Below are 15,239 nucleotides of genomic sequence, written 5' to 3'. Positions count from 1 at the left end.
TTAGTTATATCATAATAATCTTCATTGGAATAGCTTCAATATTTACTAATTTATATAAAATTTCTTATTTTTGTATTATATCATTTATCAATATGCTAATAAATAAAATTAAAAAAAGCTACCTTTGGAGAAATGATATTCTCATTTCTCCAAAGGTAGCATTTATTTATGCATTTTTAGTAAATATCTTAATAACAAATTTCAATTTGTAAGATATCGTCTTCTTCTAGGTAAGTATTAATGATTCTTACCACATTATAGTCCATACACCAAAGAATATGGCTGTAAGTACTACGAAGAATACTATACAGTACCCCATTATATCCTTCATCTTAAGTCTTGCAATTCCAAGCAGTGGTATAGCCCAGAATGGTTGAATGATATTTGATATGGTTTCACCAGCAGTAAAAGCTATTACAAATTTGTGAGGGTCTACTCCTAAGTTTAAAGCAGCCTGACTTAAAGGTTGACCGGCAACCATGAAGATTCCACCTGATGAAGGAATGAAGAAATTAACTATAGACATAGAAATATATGTCCAGTATGGATAGGTTGTTTGTGTGGATATACCTGCAAAGAAGTTAGCTATTAAAGCAACAAGCCCTGAATCCCCCATCATGCCTTGTATTCCTGCATAAAATGGGAACTGAATTACAACACCAAAGGCACTCTTAACTCCTTCTTCTGCTGCTGTTAGTAAATTACGTGGAGTCATGTGAAGAATTATTCCAACCATTAAAAGAATAAAGTTCATTATATTAAGGTTTAGGTCAAAGCCCTTGGTAGCAAACCAATAAACAATGTAAATTAATCCACCTGTACCAATAATTAAATTGAGAGTCGGATTATTATCCATTTTTTCAGCAAAGGTCATATTCTTTTTATCTAATACTTTAGTTGCACTTTCTGCATCTTGAGCAGCAAACACTTCTAAAATCTCTTTGTCCATATGAGGTGTATCCTTAGGATCAGGATGTATTAAAGCTGCTAAAATTGGTACTATTATTATAAGTCCTAATATTTCAGCAATTAGTAGTGATGGCTCAAATACTGTCTTGCTGAGAGGAATTAATCCAAGTTGTTTTTCCAAGAAATAACCTGGAGTATTTACCATTAAGAATTCAGAACCAGAGAGTCCAAATAGTCCAGTAGTTATAGCTCCGGTATATGCTACAGCAACATATAATTTAAAATCAACCTTCTTTAAGTTCTGAGCTACAGTTCTTGCTAAAATAGCACCAGCTACCAAACCAAGTCCCCAGCTTATCCATCCTAAAAGAGCACTTGCTATTGCAATAAAGAGTACTCCTTGTATAGCATTTTTGGGGATATCGCAGATTTTAACCAAAAAACGCTTTGCTAAAGGGGCACTAGCAACTATATACCCTGTAGCTATTATTACTGTCATTTGCATACTAAAGGATAAGAATCCCCAGAAGCCTGTCCCCCAGTATTTAATCATGTCTAAAGGCCCTGAACCAGTTAATGCAATCCCCGCAATAAAAGTTATTACAGTTAAAATCATTGCAAATACTATTGCGTCAGGCATAACCTTATCCATTCCAACATTTAAAGCTTTAGTAAGTTTTCTTAAACCATTTCTCATAATATTACCACTCTCCTATTTTAGTGTAAAATAATGAGTCCCATAGCCATGCATAAATTACTAGTCAGCAAACACTTCCATAGCAAATTTAATTGTATGGCTACTTAAATATATATGTTAATTATTTAACAAATTTGTTTTTAGTTGATCGATCGCCTACTATTAGTATATTCCTTTTTGGAAATACTGTCCAAAACCTAATTTTTCTACTTCCTTGTCCTCCACTAAAATAAATGCTCTAAGCTCCTTTTATCTCCATTTTTCGCAAAATATCTAATTTAATCTTATTTACTATCCATAACTATGCTAAACCAATTAAATATATCAAATATTGTAATTCTACTAAACAATTGTTGTTAAAGTTTTGACAAAAATATATATTTTTCATATGTCTATTCCTTTACTCATAAATATTAATGGAATAATTATAGAGAATAGCTATTTATTTGCTTTTTAAAGCGAAATTCTAAAGAATGTGTTATTTATGGTAATACTATTATTCTTAAAAGTACTTCAAACCCATCACTTACTAGTTGTACGATTCTCTGTATCACTTATAAATGCGGTTTCTTCATTTTATCCTTATATGATATAAAGATTATCATTTTTTATATACTAGAGCTATTGGCAAATTAACTCACTAAAGCTTAGGCAGTGGTATCACATATGCTTCACACTTTTATAAAGTGTATGTCTGTTATTCATGTAATTGGATTAATTCTAAAACATAATTTCTTATACATCATTTAAGAATTAAAATTAAATTTCTAGGTATTAATACAGAAGTTAAAAGCACAATACATTCTTATATAAATCATCTATGTTAGTTTTATTTATTAGTCCAAATTATTTTCCATATTCTTGGCGAAAAATCTGCAAATAAAAACTTGTAAACACATAGACAAATTTATTATAATAAATTAACATATACTCAATGAGGTGAATTTATTTGAATAAACAATCAAATATAGATATAAAAAAATTTGTAAATACATTTGAAGATTTAGCAAGAGTTGAAAGACATAATCAAACTATTTTGGGAATAAAGAAAAGCGAAGCTCGAGTTTTACTTTGTATAGAATATCTTTCTGAGGAAAAAGAATGTAAGGTTAATATTTCAGAAATTAGTAAAAATCTTTCTATTACTTCTCCAAGTACCACTGAATTTGTAAAAAATTTAACTAATAAAGGTTACATAGAAAGACATGTTAATCAAAATGACAAAAGAGTTGTTGAAATAACGTTAACTGATGAAGGCGAAAAAATAGTACAGGAGTTAAAAAAGTATTTTAACTCTTTATTTTCTGGTATTATAGAAAGATTAGGAAGAGAACAAAGTGAATTATTACTTGAATTATTAAGTAAAGTTAATATCTATTTAAATGAATGGTATAGTGAGATTAATTAAAAATTAGCCCTAAATAGAAACTAAATTTCTATTTAGGGCTAATTTTTTTTTATTAGTTCAATAAAAACATTCTAGCTACTATTGACTAATTATTATACACATGTTAGCATATTAATTAGTTAGGTAACCTAACTAATTAATATGCTGTGAAATAATTTGTATCGATAAATTTTTTATATAGTTTTAATGAACAAATACTATATAAATTAAATATAAGAATTTAAATTGTTGAGGTGATATAAAATTTGAAAAAATCATATATTGTAATGTTATCCATGTTTTTAATTGCATTAGGAGTAATTTCTAAAGCATTTATTTTAAATGAAGGGATAAAACTATTTTTATTAGTGTTCTTCATAGTTGGTTGTGGCTTAGGTTTATTAAGATTATTTGTCAATAATTCAATCAAGAAAATGAAAGGGAAAAATTGGAGTATAAAAATTCTTTTCTTTGCAGTTTTACTTGGTGTAGGTCTTCCTTTCCAAAGTTGGTTTAGAACTAAAGTATTATTTAGCATGAATTCTGAATATTTACCTAGAAGTATTTTTATACTGATTACAGGTATTATTTTTATGACAACTTTCTTTGTTTTTATAAAAGATAAAATGGCTAAATCTAAATTATAAATAGTATAATATTTGTTTAAATTTCTATGCTAAAAATAGGTGTTGAAAAATTAACTAGTTAGTTTTTCAACACCTACTTTCTTAAAAATACTATGACAAATATGGCGTGGATGAAACATTTGCAAAATAATTATATGATGAATAAGTTGAACAAACATCTCTAAAGTTTTCTACATCTTAATCTAGTAAGCCTTTTTTGTTTTCATTGGATATTTGGTTTTCTTGAGACAATTTTAGGAATAGCATCATTCTTCCCAACATTAAAAATCCTTGATAATATCACCACCAAAATATTCAGGCCATGCAGTACTTTTATTTTGTTGATATTTAAATATTATTTTATTATTTTCTCTGAATCTTATTAATGTTATTGTGTAATAAAGATAGCGATATTTACTATCGATTATTAAATAACCCAGCGCCTTCTATGATTTCCTGTTCCTTAAACAAACTTAATACAACTTCATTATATTCACTTAAGCTTTGTGATTTCTTTATTTTTTTAACGTAGTTTTCGCTATTTGAAAATATGTAAATCATATATCCCCATAATTCCTTCATACTAAATAATGCATTTTTTTCTTTGTTTGATGTTTCTATGTAGTTACTTAAAATTTCATCATGAAAAGCTTTCAATACTTTTTTACCTAAAAGAATATTATTTTTAATCTCATTCATTAATCCTGGATTAGCGAGAATTCCTCTTCCTAACATTACTGAATTAACTGCTGGAAACGCATTAATTAATTTATTATGATGATTTGCAGTGAAAATATCTCCATTGTAGCATACTTCATTAGTGCTTAAGGATAATGCATCTTTAAACACTTCTAAGTTAGGTGTATTTCCATAAAAATCTTTTTGTGTTCTCGGATGGATAATTAATTCCTCTAAGGGATATTTATTGTAAATTTTTATTAGTTCATAAAATTCTTCTGGTCTATCTTTTCCTATTCTAGTTTTGATCGAAATTTTCATATCATCTATTTTAAATATTTCCTCTAAAAATCTATCAAGCTCTTCTCTTTTGGCTAAAAATCCTGATCCTCTATTTTTTGAAACAACGATTCCAGAAGGACATCCTAAATTTAAATTAACCTCATTGTAACCTAATTGCTGTAATTTTCTAGAGGTAATAATAAAATCCTCAGCATCGTTAGTTAGTATTTGAGGAACTATATTCATCCCTTTATTATTTTCAGGCAAAACATCTCTTAACTCTTTAGTTTTAAGACTTAGACTTTTATTTGCAACAATAAAAGGTGTAAAGTATTTATCAATATTGTGAAAATATTTCTCATAAGAATTTCTATATAAGTATCCCGTAATGCCTTCCAATGGTGCTAAATAATATTTCATGCAATAACTCCTTTAAACTCATTCTAAAAAACATTATATCAGTATTCATTTTTCTAATCTACTCATTATTATTTAATGGAACTACTTACCTAGGAAATAGGAACCTCTACTATCTTCATTATTATCTTTTCTTTAATAATCCTAAGTACAAATGCTTTTTTCACAGCCTCTAATTGAGTTTCTAAGAATGAAGAATGAATATGGAAATTATTATTTTTTTTATTTAAGTTTGAAGGCATAATATATTACAAGTATGCTATTAGTTGCTTATATCTTTTAGTTTTTTTCTTTGTTATAACAAGTTTAATCATAAAAAGGGACACCTTCAAATATCGGCATTTTAATGTGTCCAACATTTGGTGAGCATTTCAGGAATAACTTCATCCTGTGATGTACACAGATAAAAAATAAAACTCACTTTAAAAAAATATTTGAACGCACTGAAAAATTATCTATAAATTGGTTACAGATTAATTTTTATCTCATTTATATAAACTTCTTCTTCCAAAGTCCTTGAACAAAATGTACTTATTCACTATTTAAAGAATAAAAATTAATACTTAGGAAACATGTATGATCTTTAAGAATATATTTCAATATAGATATATTTTATTAAGGTTATGGAGGGCAAAATGGATGTATTAACAGCTTTAAGAAAGAGAAGAAGTATTAGATCCTATTTAAACACACCCATAGAGGAGGAAAAACTAAATAAAGTTTTAGAGGCAGCAAGAATTTCTCCCACAGCAAAAAATAGACAGGAGTGGAAGTTCATTGTTGTTAAGAATGAGGAAATAAAACAAAGGCTTTTACCTGCAGTAAAAGGGCGAAAGTTTGTTGTTGATGCACCAGTAATAATAGTTGCCTGCGCCACTGAGTCATCTTTTATAATGCCATGTGGTCAGCCTGCCTACACTGTTGACTTATCTATTGCTATGTCTTATATGATTTTAGAAGCTCAAGAACTTGGACTTGGTACTTGCTGGCTTGGAGGTTTTTTTGAGGACCAAGTGAAAGAAATCCTTGAAATACCTGAATATGTTAGAATAGTGGCAATGACTCCTCTTGGATACCCAGCTGAAAAACCTTTTGCAAGATCGAGAAAAGATTTGGTAGAAATTGTTTGCTACGATAAATATATATAGAAAAACAAATGAAAATTATATATTTTTTATTAGTGTTAGGTTGTCAAAGATGTTCTAACTGAATCTTACTATAAATGAAAATTATATGTTTTCACTTATCACTTACCTTATAAAAAAGATAGACATATATAAATCCCTATAGATTAGACTTTTAATAAATCTATAGGGATTTTTTACGCTTATAAGCTTTCTACATAAGCTATCAAGGGTGCTACAGTTTTTATGTCACGAAAATCGAAGACTTCCTTTGAGTCATCCAAAAGTGTTTTCCCAATCTCAGGCAAATCTTCAGGCTTTCTCTTTGATAACATCTTCTTAAACATTTTTATCATAATTTTATGTTTAAAACTCAGCTCTTTAAGATTCATTTTCCCCATAAAGTGAAAGAATTTAGGCCCACTGTAAAAACGATGAGATTTTTATCCTTTAAACCATCAACATTCTTTGTGATTGTCTCTATCCCTGCACCAGTTCCCCCATAGAGTCCTCCACCAAAAATCATAGTGTCATAGGGTTTTAAAACCTCATTCTTTACCTTTGAAGCCTCTAATAAGGTGGCTCCAATTTCCTTTGCAATGTTTTCTGCATAAGTTTTTGTGCTTCCATATAATGATTTGTAAACAACTACTGTATTTCCCATATCCCTTTCCCCTTTTCTGTTTCTTAATATTAGATATTTATGAGATTTTCAATACTGATTTTATACTTATCTTTAAGTTATGAATTCTAAACTGGTAAAACTGAGATAATATAACCTCCAAGAAATAAACTTATAAAATTTGCAGTAGAAACATAATTTAAAGTATAGCTCTTTTTATGCTCCTTAATGAAAATTGAAAATCCAATGAATTCTGCTGCGAATACAAAAATTTCCCCAATAATTAAAGTAAAAATAAAAGAATATCCTGCGGTTAATGCATCTGCATTATTCAATGCAATATTTAATAGCCCTTGGGTAACAAGATTCATTGCAAAAAATACAAGCCAGCTTCTTTTTTGTCTAAATTTGAAAAGCCAAAAAATTATTCCCTCAATAAGAAGGGTAAGTAGTACCCTGAGTGACACTAATATCACAGAACGAAACGGATATTTCCCTAGAGTAAACTTCTTACTTTTTAAGTCTAAGGTAACCACATTGTTATATTTTTTCAAAGGTACATCAAGGTTACATTCAAAACTCTCTCCACCGGTTGTAACTTTGAACTTATAATAACTTTTTTCCAAGTAAAATTTGTACTGTCCTTCCCATGCAACTCGAGCTGCACTAGACCTTTTCTTATCATCATTAGAAATACATTCAATAGTTAGATCCTCTGGGGGATAATTAACCAATATAACCAGCGATGGTGGCTCCGCAGAGTTTGCCAAGGCTGTGGTAGGTAGTATTGATACTACTAATGCAAACAATATCATCACCAACATAAGTGTCTTTCTAGTCTTTTTCATATTTATCCCCTTTTAATTTTATGTTGTTAAAATGAAAATAAATCTATCACATACTGAAGAATTCCATTGCGCCAACTTTTATAAATGCCAAAACAAAAGGTTATAGCCCCTATTATTGTAAGTGGTATCCCTAGTGATGAAGTTGTATCTTCCTGAAATGCAAAGTAGAAGCAACCTGCACCAATCGCTATAAATATCAAACAGGGAATTATTTTCTTCATAGTAAACACACTCCTATAATAAAATTATTGCATAAAAAACAAACCCCTATAGGTACATTTTACCATAGGAGTTTGTTAAACTATATATTATATATTTTTATTCAATTCAAAAATTGATTTTAGTGAGTTTTAAAAATTCCACCATGGAGAAGGTGTAGCTTCAAAATCTGAACCTAAAATAAGGGTTTCACCAATTTTAGGGACTATTAGATTAACACTAGCTTTTCCAGTGGCTTTTAATCCTCGTTCTATAGGTTCTGTCCAACCATGTCTTGCTAGTGTAAATGCTCCCCAGTGCATTAATATCATATTCTTACCTTTTACGTCTAAGTTTGCTTCAACAGATTGTTCCGGCATCATATGAGAGTTCGCCCAACGTTTATCATATTGAGCCCCTTCAATTAAGGTTATATCAAAAGACCCATATTTATCTCCTATTTCCTTAAAATGAGGGCCATAACCACCATCTCCGCTGTAATATAAACGTGTGTTTTTTCCAATAAGCGCCAAGCCACCCAATAGAGTAGTATTTCGATTATAAAGTCCCCTTCCAGAAAAATGCCTTGATGGTGTTAGTGCAAGGGTTAACCCCTCATAGGTTTTTTCCTCCCACCAGTTGAGTTCTGTAATCATATCTTCAGGAACACCCCAGGAAGACAAATGAGTACCCACTCCAAGTGGAACAAAGAAATGTGATACTTTGCTTTTTAACTTAAGGATAGACTCATAATCCAAGTGATCATAATGATCATGAGAAATAAAAACTGCATCTATATTTGGCATGTGATCAATAATATTCATCATATCTTGGTTATAACTATATCTTTTCACTCCTATAAAGGAAACTGGTGAAGCTATAGGTCCAAGCATTGGGTCTAACAGTATTTTTTTATTATCAATGCTAATTAAAAATGTAGAGTGCCCGAGCCAAGTTAAACTATCTTTCTCACTATTAATTTCATTCCAATCATCGGTTCAACTGGAATTTCAGCAGTAGGACTACCCTCTTTAGAGGCTTCTTTAGAGTCCGTAGACTCTTCAGAAGAATTTGATGAACCCATAAATAAGTTTGTAGGCACTGTATTAACAAACTTTCCGTCAATATAATTGTCAAACTGGCTAAAGGCTTCCTTTTGTGCTTTAGTTGTGTTTCCCCCAAAGGTTGGATTTAAATTTAAGAACAAGGCAACAACCACACATAATACAAGTAAAAAAATTAATAAATATAAAAGCATCTTTTTCATGCTTCCTCCCATACTCATACCAAATCTTAGCCACTCTATAAATAAAGAATTAGTGTTTTCTCAGCTTTTACATTATCATATAACTTTACTACTATCTTTTCAATAATGAGCTCAGTTATATTTCATAAGTAAGATGATAAATGATTTCATGATGAATTTTAAATTTATTCATTCTTAAAAGACTTAAGGGAAACAGGGTAGGCTCTTGTGTAAGTTAAGTTTTTACTCTGGTTCCCTATACTTAAAAACCAGAAGCTTTTACTTAAAAACATGGCACCTACTCCTAATGCAAGTGCCATATTTTGATAACCCAAATTGTTATAGACACATTTTAAAGATATTTTCAATATCCTGCTGATTCAAAGGTTTGAACCCAGGCAGAACTCCGCCGCCGCAAGCTTTTTTAGCCATTATGCTGAAATCTTTATTGTCAATGCCTATTTCTGTGAAAGTGCTCTTTAAACCTAGTGTATTGAAGAAGAAGTCTGATAGCATCTCAATGCTCTTCTGTGCAACAGCCATTGGTTCCATATCCTTATCAATACCGAATACATTGCAACCAAACTGGTAGAATTTTGATACTGTTGTTTCATCCAACGTATATTCCATCCAGCGTGGTGTCAAAATAGCAAGCCCCAAACCATGGGTAATATCATAGTACGCAGAAATCTCATGCTCCATTGGATGGCAGCTCCATGCCTGTCTCTTACCCCCATTAATAAAACCATTAATTGCCCAAGAAGACGTCCACATAAGGTTTGCGCGAGCTTCATAGTTTTCTGGTTCTTTCATTGCAATAGGTGCATATTTAATCACAGTTTTCATGAAACCTTCCGCCGCAGAGTCTAACATGTACAAATCCTGATTCATGTTAAAATACACTTCTATAATATGAGACATAATATCTACTGCACCACATGCAGTTTGATAGCTATTTACTGTGTAAGTATTGGTGGGGTCAAGAAAAGATGCTTTTGGAAGCAGCAATGGATGACCATTACCTATTTTATCTTTTGTTTCAGGATTGCTAATAACACCACCTGCATCCATTTCTGAACCAGTGGCAGATAATGTCAGCACAGTAACCATAGGCAGACAATTTGTAATAGGAACTTTTCTAGTAACAATATCCCATGCATCCCCATCATAGAAGGCTCCAGCTCCAATAAACTTTGTAGCGTCTATGGTAGAACCTCCGCCTACAGCTAGCAGCACATCGATTTTCTCTTTCTTGCAGATTTCTGCGCCTTCATTAACAGATGTAATACGAGGATTTGGTTCAATCCCTGAAAGCTCGAAGAGTTCAAGTCCTGCATTTTTTATCTCAGTTACAATTTTGTCATATAACCCGATTTTCTTAATTGAACCTCCACCATAGGTGAGAAGTACGCGGTTACCATACTTTTTTAGTTCCCCTCCAAGATTTCCAAGCTGATTTTCCCCAAAATATACTTTAACAGGAATGTTGTAAATAAAATTATTCATTTTGTTATCTCCTCTCTAATTTGAAAAAAATAAAAGTTTTATACAAAGCTTTAGTGTTTTTTTATCTTGCCACCATCAAAAGTAATAATACTCCCTGGAGTTAACTCTAAGTCAAGTATATTTAAAAATTTTTTTTATCTTAGCTCATAGAAATGAGGTAAAAATGTATATAGTAAAAGAAATTGCAAAACTCCTTGATATGGCAGAACATACGGTAAGGTATTATACAGATATGGGATTGGGACCTTCTTTAAAACGTGATAAGAACGGAAATAGATTTTTTTATGAAGAGTACAAAAATTGGTTAATTGGTATAAAGCATCTTAGAGGATCTGGTATGTCCATACAGGCAGTTAAGGATTATATAAATCTGTGCTTACAGGGCAGCTCCACTTTTTTGTAACTTCTTAGCTAAATCTTTTGAATAAGCTACTCTATACTTTTTGCTGAATAAATATCTCAAAATACTCATACTCTTCACATCTCCCAGCTTTTGTTTAAACTTTATAGTATTAATTATTTATAAATGTTGAGGAACCCTTGTATGAGCTTAAAACTTAAACCTAAAGTTTTATCTAAAAGAACAAAAAATAACAAGTCTTTTATTTCACAAATATAGTTTTTCAATATAGTATAGGAAGTAAGACACCTAAGATGATTTAACTTCAATAATAATTTATGATATGATTATACATAGATATGAATTAACCATTTAATAACTAATGAAAGGATGATTTAACATGGATTTTAATGAAATGTTTAGGGTTGGAGAAACTTTAACCGCTGAATATACTGTTGATCCTGAAAATACTGCTGCACATATAGGAAATATAGGAGTACATGTATTATCTACCCCTAGCATGATTAAGTTTATGGAAACTACCTGTGCAAGGATTATATTTGAAAAAGTCCCTGAAAACTTCAGACCAGTTGGAACTAAAATAAACATTGATCATATTAGCTCAACTCCTGTTCATATGAAGGTTACTGTGAAATCAACCTTAGAATCCCTTGAAGGAAGAAAGGCCAGCTTTAATGTTGAGGCCTTTAACGAAAAAACAAAGATAGGCTTTGGAATAATTGAGCAGCATATCATAAACATAGATGACTTTTTAAGCAAAGAAAGCCAAGTATAATTATCTTTACAAGGAAAGGTTAACCCTAAGTCAATACCAAAATAAGAACTGTCATATTATTTCAGACAGTTCTTGCTTTATTTGTGATTTAAAAAATCACCTAAGGAAAAATTTCTCCTAGGTGATTTTTATTTATTTATCTTTATTTTTACAGTTATGCTCATTAGCTTTTTATATATCAATATCAATTTTATATTTACACCCATCTATCATTTAATTATTGTTACCACTTATTCTTCTACGATTTTCTCCACTTTCTTGTAACTTCTTAGCTAAATCTTTTGAATAAGCTACTCGATACTTTTTGCTGAATATATATCTCAAAATACTCATACTCTTCACCTCTCCCAGCTTTTGTAATAATCTTTATATTATTAAGTTTTTATAATGATATAATATGCCGAGGAATCCTTCCGTGAGCTTAAAAATTAACCCAAAAGTTTTATCTAAAAAAACAAAAAATAACAAGTCTTTTATTTCACAAAATAGCTTTAAAATAGTAAAATAGATTGATTTTATTCAAGATTTTAATAGTGTGCATCAATATAATTTCAGTGGTAGCCTTATAAAAAAGCCAATGAACCTGTTCAATAATTCATGCTGTAAAGTGAATTTGGTGAAGAAACTTGAAATTTCTTTCATTCTTTTCGGTTAAAACTACAGTGTCCAAGCTATTAGTTATATTTTACTGTGGAATTATTGGAATCTTATTATTATCTCCATAGTAAAGGTATATGGTGCAAAGACATATTCTTTTAAGTTCTATTTGTTTCTTTGTGAATACTTTAGCATAACCCCCCTTAAAGCTAGGGGGCGATGTTTCTTTAGACATATATCTTGTCGCAATTACACTATTACCTGTTTTGTTCAGACTTTGTAAACATTATGGTGCCCATGATGGAGAATACTAAAAAGAATGCTGTAATAACTGTTATATTAAAAATTGGATGATGCAAAACAAATAGTTCGTAAACTGAATGTCCCGTGTAAAAAACACCCCATGCTAAGTCGTCTAAGTATGTGAGGGTCATAAGCTTTGCCAGAATCTCAATAATGCCTGTGGAGTGAGCTATTGGAATTATTGTACCTGAAAAGAACATTTGTGGCATAACAATGATCATTGCTCCCATTTGTGCAACTTTTCATATTAATTGCTAAAAATCCTTGACTTACCTCAATGAAAAATCGTATAATCTATATCCAAATATGGTTAAAGGAGAAACGTTATGATTAAAAATAGTGAAAAAAGAAAAATAGTGCTAGATTTGGCAGTGACTTTGGATGGTTATATTGAAGGTATTCACGGGGAAGTTGATTGGTGCATTATGGATTCAGAAATGGATTTTACTAATTTTCTTCATAATATTGATACTATTTTATATGGGCGAAAAAGCTATGATTTATGGGGAGAATATTTACCTGGAAGTGAGGCATCCAATGCTGAAAAAGAAATTTGGGAATTAGTTCACAGTAAAGGAAAGTATGTGTTTTCTAAAACTCAAAGGCCCAATGAAAGTAAAGTAACCTTCATAAATGATAATATTGTTGAAGAAAAAAATAAATTAAAGAATCAGCCTGGTAAAGACATTTGGCTTTATGGTGGCGCAAGTCTTATTACAAACTTTGTAAACTTGGGACTTGTTGATGAATACAGATTATCCATTCATCCTGTTATCTTAGGATCAGGGAAACCATTATTTATAGACATACATAAGAGACAAAACTTAAAGCTTGTGAATACCAAAAGCTTTTCTTCAGGGGTTGTTCAGCTTTGATACCATGCTATATATAAATAGTATTTAGCTTAATAGCATTAAGTTGATACTTGCAGTTTATTGTATATAAAAATGCTAAAGGTATAAAAAATCCACCCAGATTAAGGTGATTTTTTATACCTTTTTATACTAAAGAAATTTGCTAGAAAACAAAACAAAAACTAAATTTATCCTTATTAATCCACATGTTTCTTAGTTGCATATAAAAATCTGCAGTAGCCAATTTCAGAAGCATTCTTCATAAGTTCAAGATTTAACCACGAAGCAATATCATAAAATGGTCTATCCTGAAATGGCCATTTACTTCGCTTGGAAGAGATAAATTCCTCATCAGGTAACTTCGCCACACAAGTTTTCCATTGATCTCTTAGCTCTATGCATCTTTCCCTTACAGCTGCCATGGAACCAGGCCATTGAATATCTTCACGGATAAGTGTTCCCTCTCCAAAAGAGAAATCTAAAGCCATGGACCACCAGAAGATAATATGCCAAGTGATCCAGGCTATATTGGCTGGCCCAATATCATAGCTCTCAGTATCCGGCCAATCTGACTTCCAGATTCCAGATTTGTTAACAACCTGAAGTCCCTTTGAATCAGGCCTCCAGTGACCTTCCTCGTCTTCAAGCCCAGTAAGATGCATCTCTAACAATTGCCATGAAATATCAAACTGGAAATTTAACATATTACGAATACCATCTGTTGAATTTTTAAACTCTTTAACCTTCATTGCTATCACATACTCCTATATAAATTTATTTATACAGTTTAAGATTCTCTCCCTGGCTCTCGATGAAAAGATTTAAAAGTTCTTTCAATTCTTCTATCTTTTCTTTCTCCGTTGCTCCTTCCTTTGGTTTGAGCTTTTCAACCACTCTAAACTCAAATGAATTTTCTCCCTTCTTAGCCCAATCCTCCTGTAATTTTTTAACCTTAAATTTGCCTAAGCTTAATTTAAACTTAATGGATTCAAAGGGTTTATATAAATTTGTACAAATATCCATATAGGAATATCCATTTTCCTTGTTATAAATTTGAATTATTCCCATCTCAATTTCCTGCTGTTTATATTCATTAATAAGTTCTTTTCTGTTTATAATGTCCACAATATCAACCTCACACTTCTTATAATATCTGCTTCCATCAGCACTTCTGTTTAAGTATCCATAATCTATCAAATATCTTCTGATTGTTGAATCATCATCATAAATAGTTTTTATAATTTTCTTAACCTCTGCTTCAGTATAATCCCTATTAGGTTCAAATAAATCGGCAAACCTTGGTAGTAATTCCTTTCTTTTTCCTTCTCTAACTGGGAACACTCTAAGTTTTTGATTGCTTACACTGGGCATCTTTTCTTCTGCTAGCTCAATAACAGCTAAAAAAGCTCTAGCTTGCCTTGCTCTTTCCCTTAATGCAAATCTCATATTTCGTACAGTAGACTCTGCACAGCCTAATTTTACTGCAATTTCTTTATCATTATATTGTTTTGACACCATGTCTAAAAATTCTTTTTGAATTTCAGTAAGCCCAGTATATTTCTTATCTAGCAATAGAAGTCTTTCAATAGGTGTTCCATGCTCTGACACATGACTTCTTATATCCTCTTCCTTTTCGCTAAAGGAGTTCCCACAAATTAAACATAAAAATCCTGGTTTTTTACTATCCCATATATACCCTCTTTTAAAATCATCAATAGCTGCATTTCGAATTAATTCTTCCATTTCTCTCTCCTGTCTATTAATTTCATAGACATAATATCATATTTTCTTAAACTATGTCAATTATTT

Annotated in this window: 18 protein-coding genes; 6 read left to right on the top strand and 12 right to left on the bottom strand. The window is 30.8% G+C overall.

What is annotated here, in order from left to right; all coding sequences use genetic code 11:
• Positions 1-247 precede the first annotated feature (247 nt).
• Positions 248-1,606 (bottom strand): TIGR00366 family protein, encoded by a 1,359-nt coding sequence (locus RR409_RS12830; RefSeq protein ID WP_332558161.1) that lies wholly within the window; start codon positions 1,604-1,606, stop codon positions 248-250.
• A gap of 949 nt (positions 1,607-2,555) precedes the next feature.
• Between RR409_RS12830 and RR409_RS12825 the strand changes: the two genes are divergently transcribed.
• Both RR409_RS12825 and RR409_RS12820 read left to right on the top strand, forming a co-directional pair.
• Positions 2,556-3,014: a MarR family transcriptional regulator gene (locus tag RR409_RS12825; protein WP_332558160.1), complete on the top strand. Its 459-nt coding sequence runs from the start codon at positions 2,556-2,558 to the stop codon at positions 3,012-3,014.
• A gap of 245 nt (positions 3,015-3,259) precedes the next feature.
• On the top strand, positions 3,260-3,640 hold the full coding sequence (locus tag RR409_RS12820) for an MFS transporter permease (RefSeq protein ID WP_332558159.1): 381 nt from the start codon (positions 3,260-3,262) through the stop codon (positions 3,638-3,640).
• Positions 3,641-4,036: 396 nt separating this feature from the next.
• On the opposite strand, the gene RR409_RS12815 is transcribed toward RR409_RS12820, so the two are convergent.
• Positions 4,037-4,999, bottom strand: coding sequence for a tRNA-dihydrouridine synthase family protein (locus RR409_RS12815; RefSeq protein WP_332558158.1), 963 nt, complete (start codon positions 4,997-4,999; stop codon positions 4,037-4,039).
• A 632-nt stretch (positions 5,000-5,631) separates the two neighbouring features.
• Here RR409_RS12815 and RR409_RS12810 point away from each other — a divergent pair.
• Positions 5,632-6,144, top strand: a complete 513-nt coding sequence (locus RR409_RS12810; protein WP_332558157.1) for a nitroreductase family protein — start codon at positions 5,632-5,634, stop codon at positions 6,142-6,144.
• A 179-nt stretch (positions 6,145-6,323) separates the two neighbouring features.
• Here the strand turns inward: RR409_RS12810 and RR409_RS12805 are convergent, their stop codons facing one another.
• The 7 genes from RR409_RS12805 to RR409_RS12775 form a co-directional block, all read right to left on the bottom strand.
• Positions 6,324-6,512: a hypothetical protein gene (locus RR409_RS12805; protein ID WP_332558156.1), complete on the bottom strand. Its 189-nt coding sequence runs from the start codon at positions 6,510-6,512 to the stop codon at positions 6,324-6,326.
• The gene (locus RR409_RS12800) at positions 6,509-6,784 is read right to left on the bottom strand and encodes a flavodoxin domain-containing protein (RefSeq protein ID WP_332558155.1); all 276 of its coding nucleotides are present in this window, start codon (positions 6,782-6,784) and stop codon (positions 6,509-6,511) included. Before RR409_RS12800 ends, RR409_RS12805 begins: the two co-directional genes overlap by 4 nt.
• Positions 6,785-6,870: 86 nt before the next feature.
• Positions 6,871-7,590, bottom strand: a complete 720-nt coding sequence (locus tag RR409_RS12795; protein ID WP_332558154.1) for a hypothetical protein — start codon at positions 7,588-7,590, stop codon at positions 6,871-6,873.
• A gap of 26 nt (positions 7,591-7,616) precedes the next feature.
• Positions 7,617-7,811, bottom strand: a complete 195-nt coding sequence (locus RR409_RS12790) for a hypothetical protein (protein ID WP_332558153.1) — start codon at positions 7,809-7,811, stop codon at positions 7,617-7,619.
• Positions 7,812-7,940: 129 nt separating this feature from the next.
• The gene (locus tag RR409_RS12785; RefSeq protein ID WP_332558171.1) at positions 7,941-8,693 is read right to left on the bottom strand and encodes an MBL fold metallo-hydrolase; all 753 of its coding nucleotides are present in this window, start codon (positions 8,691-8,693) and stop codon (positions 7,941-7,943) included.
• Positions 8,694-8,743: 50 nt separating this feature from the next.
• Positions 8,744-9,055: a hypothetical protein gene (locus tag RR409_RS12780; protein ID WP_332558152.1), complete on the bottom strand. Its 312-nt coding sequence runs from the start codon at positions 9,053-9,055 to the stop codon at positions 8,744-8,746.
• 318 nt (positions 9,056-9,373) lie between these two features.
• Positions 9,374-10,540: an iron-containing alcohol dehydrogenase gene (locus RR409_RS12775; protein ID WP_332558151.1), complete on the bottom strand. Its 1,167-nt coding sequence runs from the start codon at positions 10,538-10,540 to the stop codon at positions 9,374-9,376.
• A gap of 163 nt (positions 10,541-10,703) precedes the next feature.
• On the opposite strand from RR409_RS12775, the gene RR409_RS12770 reads away from it, so the two are divergent.
• Together RR409_RS12770 and RR409_RS12765 are read left to right on the top strand one after the other, a co-directional pair.
• On the top strand, positions 10,704-10,943 hold the full coding sequence (locus RR409_RS12770) for a MerR family transcriptional regulator (protein WP_332558150.1): 240 nt from the start codon (positions 10,704-10,706) through the stop codon (positions 10,941-10,943).
• A gap of 337 nt (positions 10,944-11,280) precedes the next feature.
• Positions 11,281-11,676 (top strand): hotdog domain-containing protein, encoded by a 396-nt coding sequence (locus RR409_RS12765; RefSeq protein WP_332558149.1) that lies wholly within the window; start codon positions 11,281-11,283, stop codon positions 11,674-11,676.
• 854 nt (positions 11,677-12,530) lie between these two features.
• Here the strand turns inward: RR409_RS12765 and RR409_RS12760 are convergent.
• On the bottom strand, positions 12,531-12,806 hold the full coding sequence (locus RR409_RS12760; RefSeq protein ID WP_332558148.1) for a hypothetical protein: 276 nt from the start codon (positions 12,804-12,806) through the stop codon (positions 12,531-12,533).
• Between the two features lie 96 nt (positions 12,807-12,902).
• Between RR409_RS12760 and RR409_RS12755 the strand changes: the two genes are divergently transcribed.
• A complete protein-coding gene (locus tag RR409_RS12755) occupies positions 12,903-13,451 on the top strand; it encodes a dihydrofolate reductase family protein (protein ID WP_332558147.1) in 549 nt (182 codons plus the stop codon).
• 176 nt (positions 13,452-13,627) lie between these two features.
• Here RR409_RS12755 and RR409_RS12750 read toward each other — a convergent pair whose 3' ends face one another.
• Complete coding sequence (locus tag RR409_RS12750) at positions 13,628-14,179, bottom strand: DinB family protein (RefSeq protein WP_332558146.1); 552 nt, start codon at positions 14,177-14,179, stop codon at positions 13,628-13,630.
• 25 nt (positions 14,180-14,204) lie between these two features.
• On the bottom strand, positions 14,205-15,173 hold the full coding sequence (locus RR409_RS12745) for a DUF2087 domain-containing protein (protein ID WP_332558145.1): 969 nt from the start codon (positions 15,171-15,173) through the stop codon (positions 14,205-14,207).
• Positions 15,174-15,239 lie beyond the last annotated feature (66 nt).

The sequence above is a fragment of the Clostridium sp. genome (assembly GCF_036642255.1).
GTDB lineage: Bacteria > Bacillota > Clostridia > Clostridiales > Clostridiaceae > Clostridium_J.
Note: the sequence above shows the minus strand (reverse complement) of the source record. Positions and strands in the feature narration are given on the sequence as shown.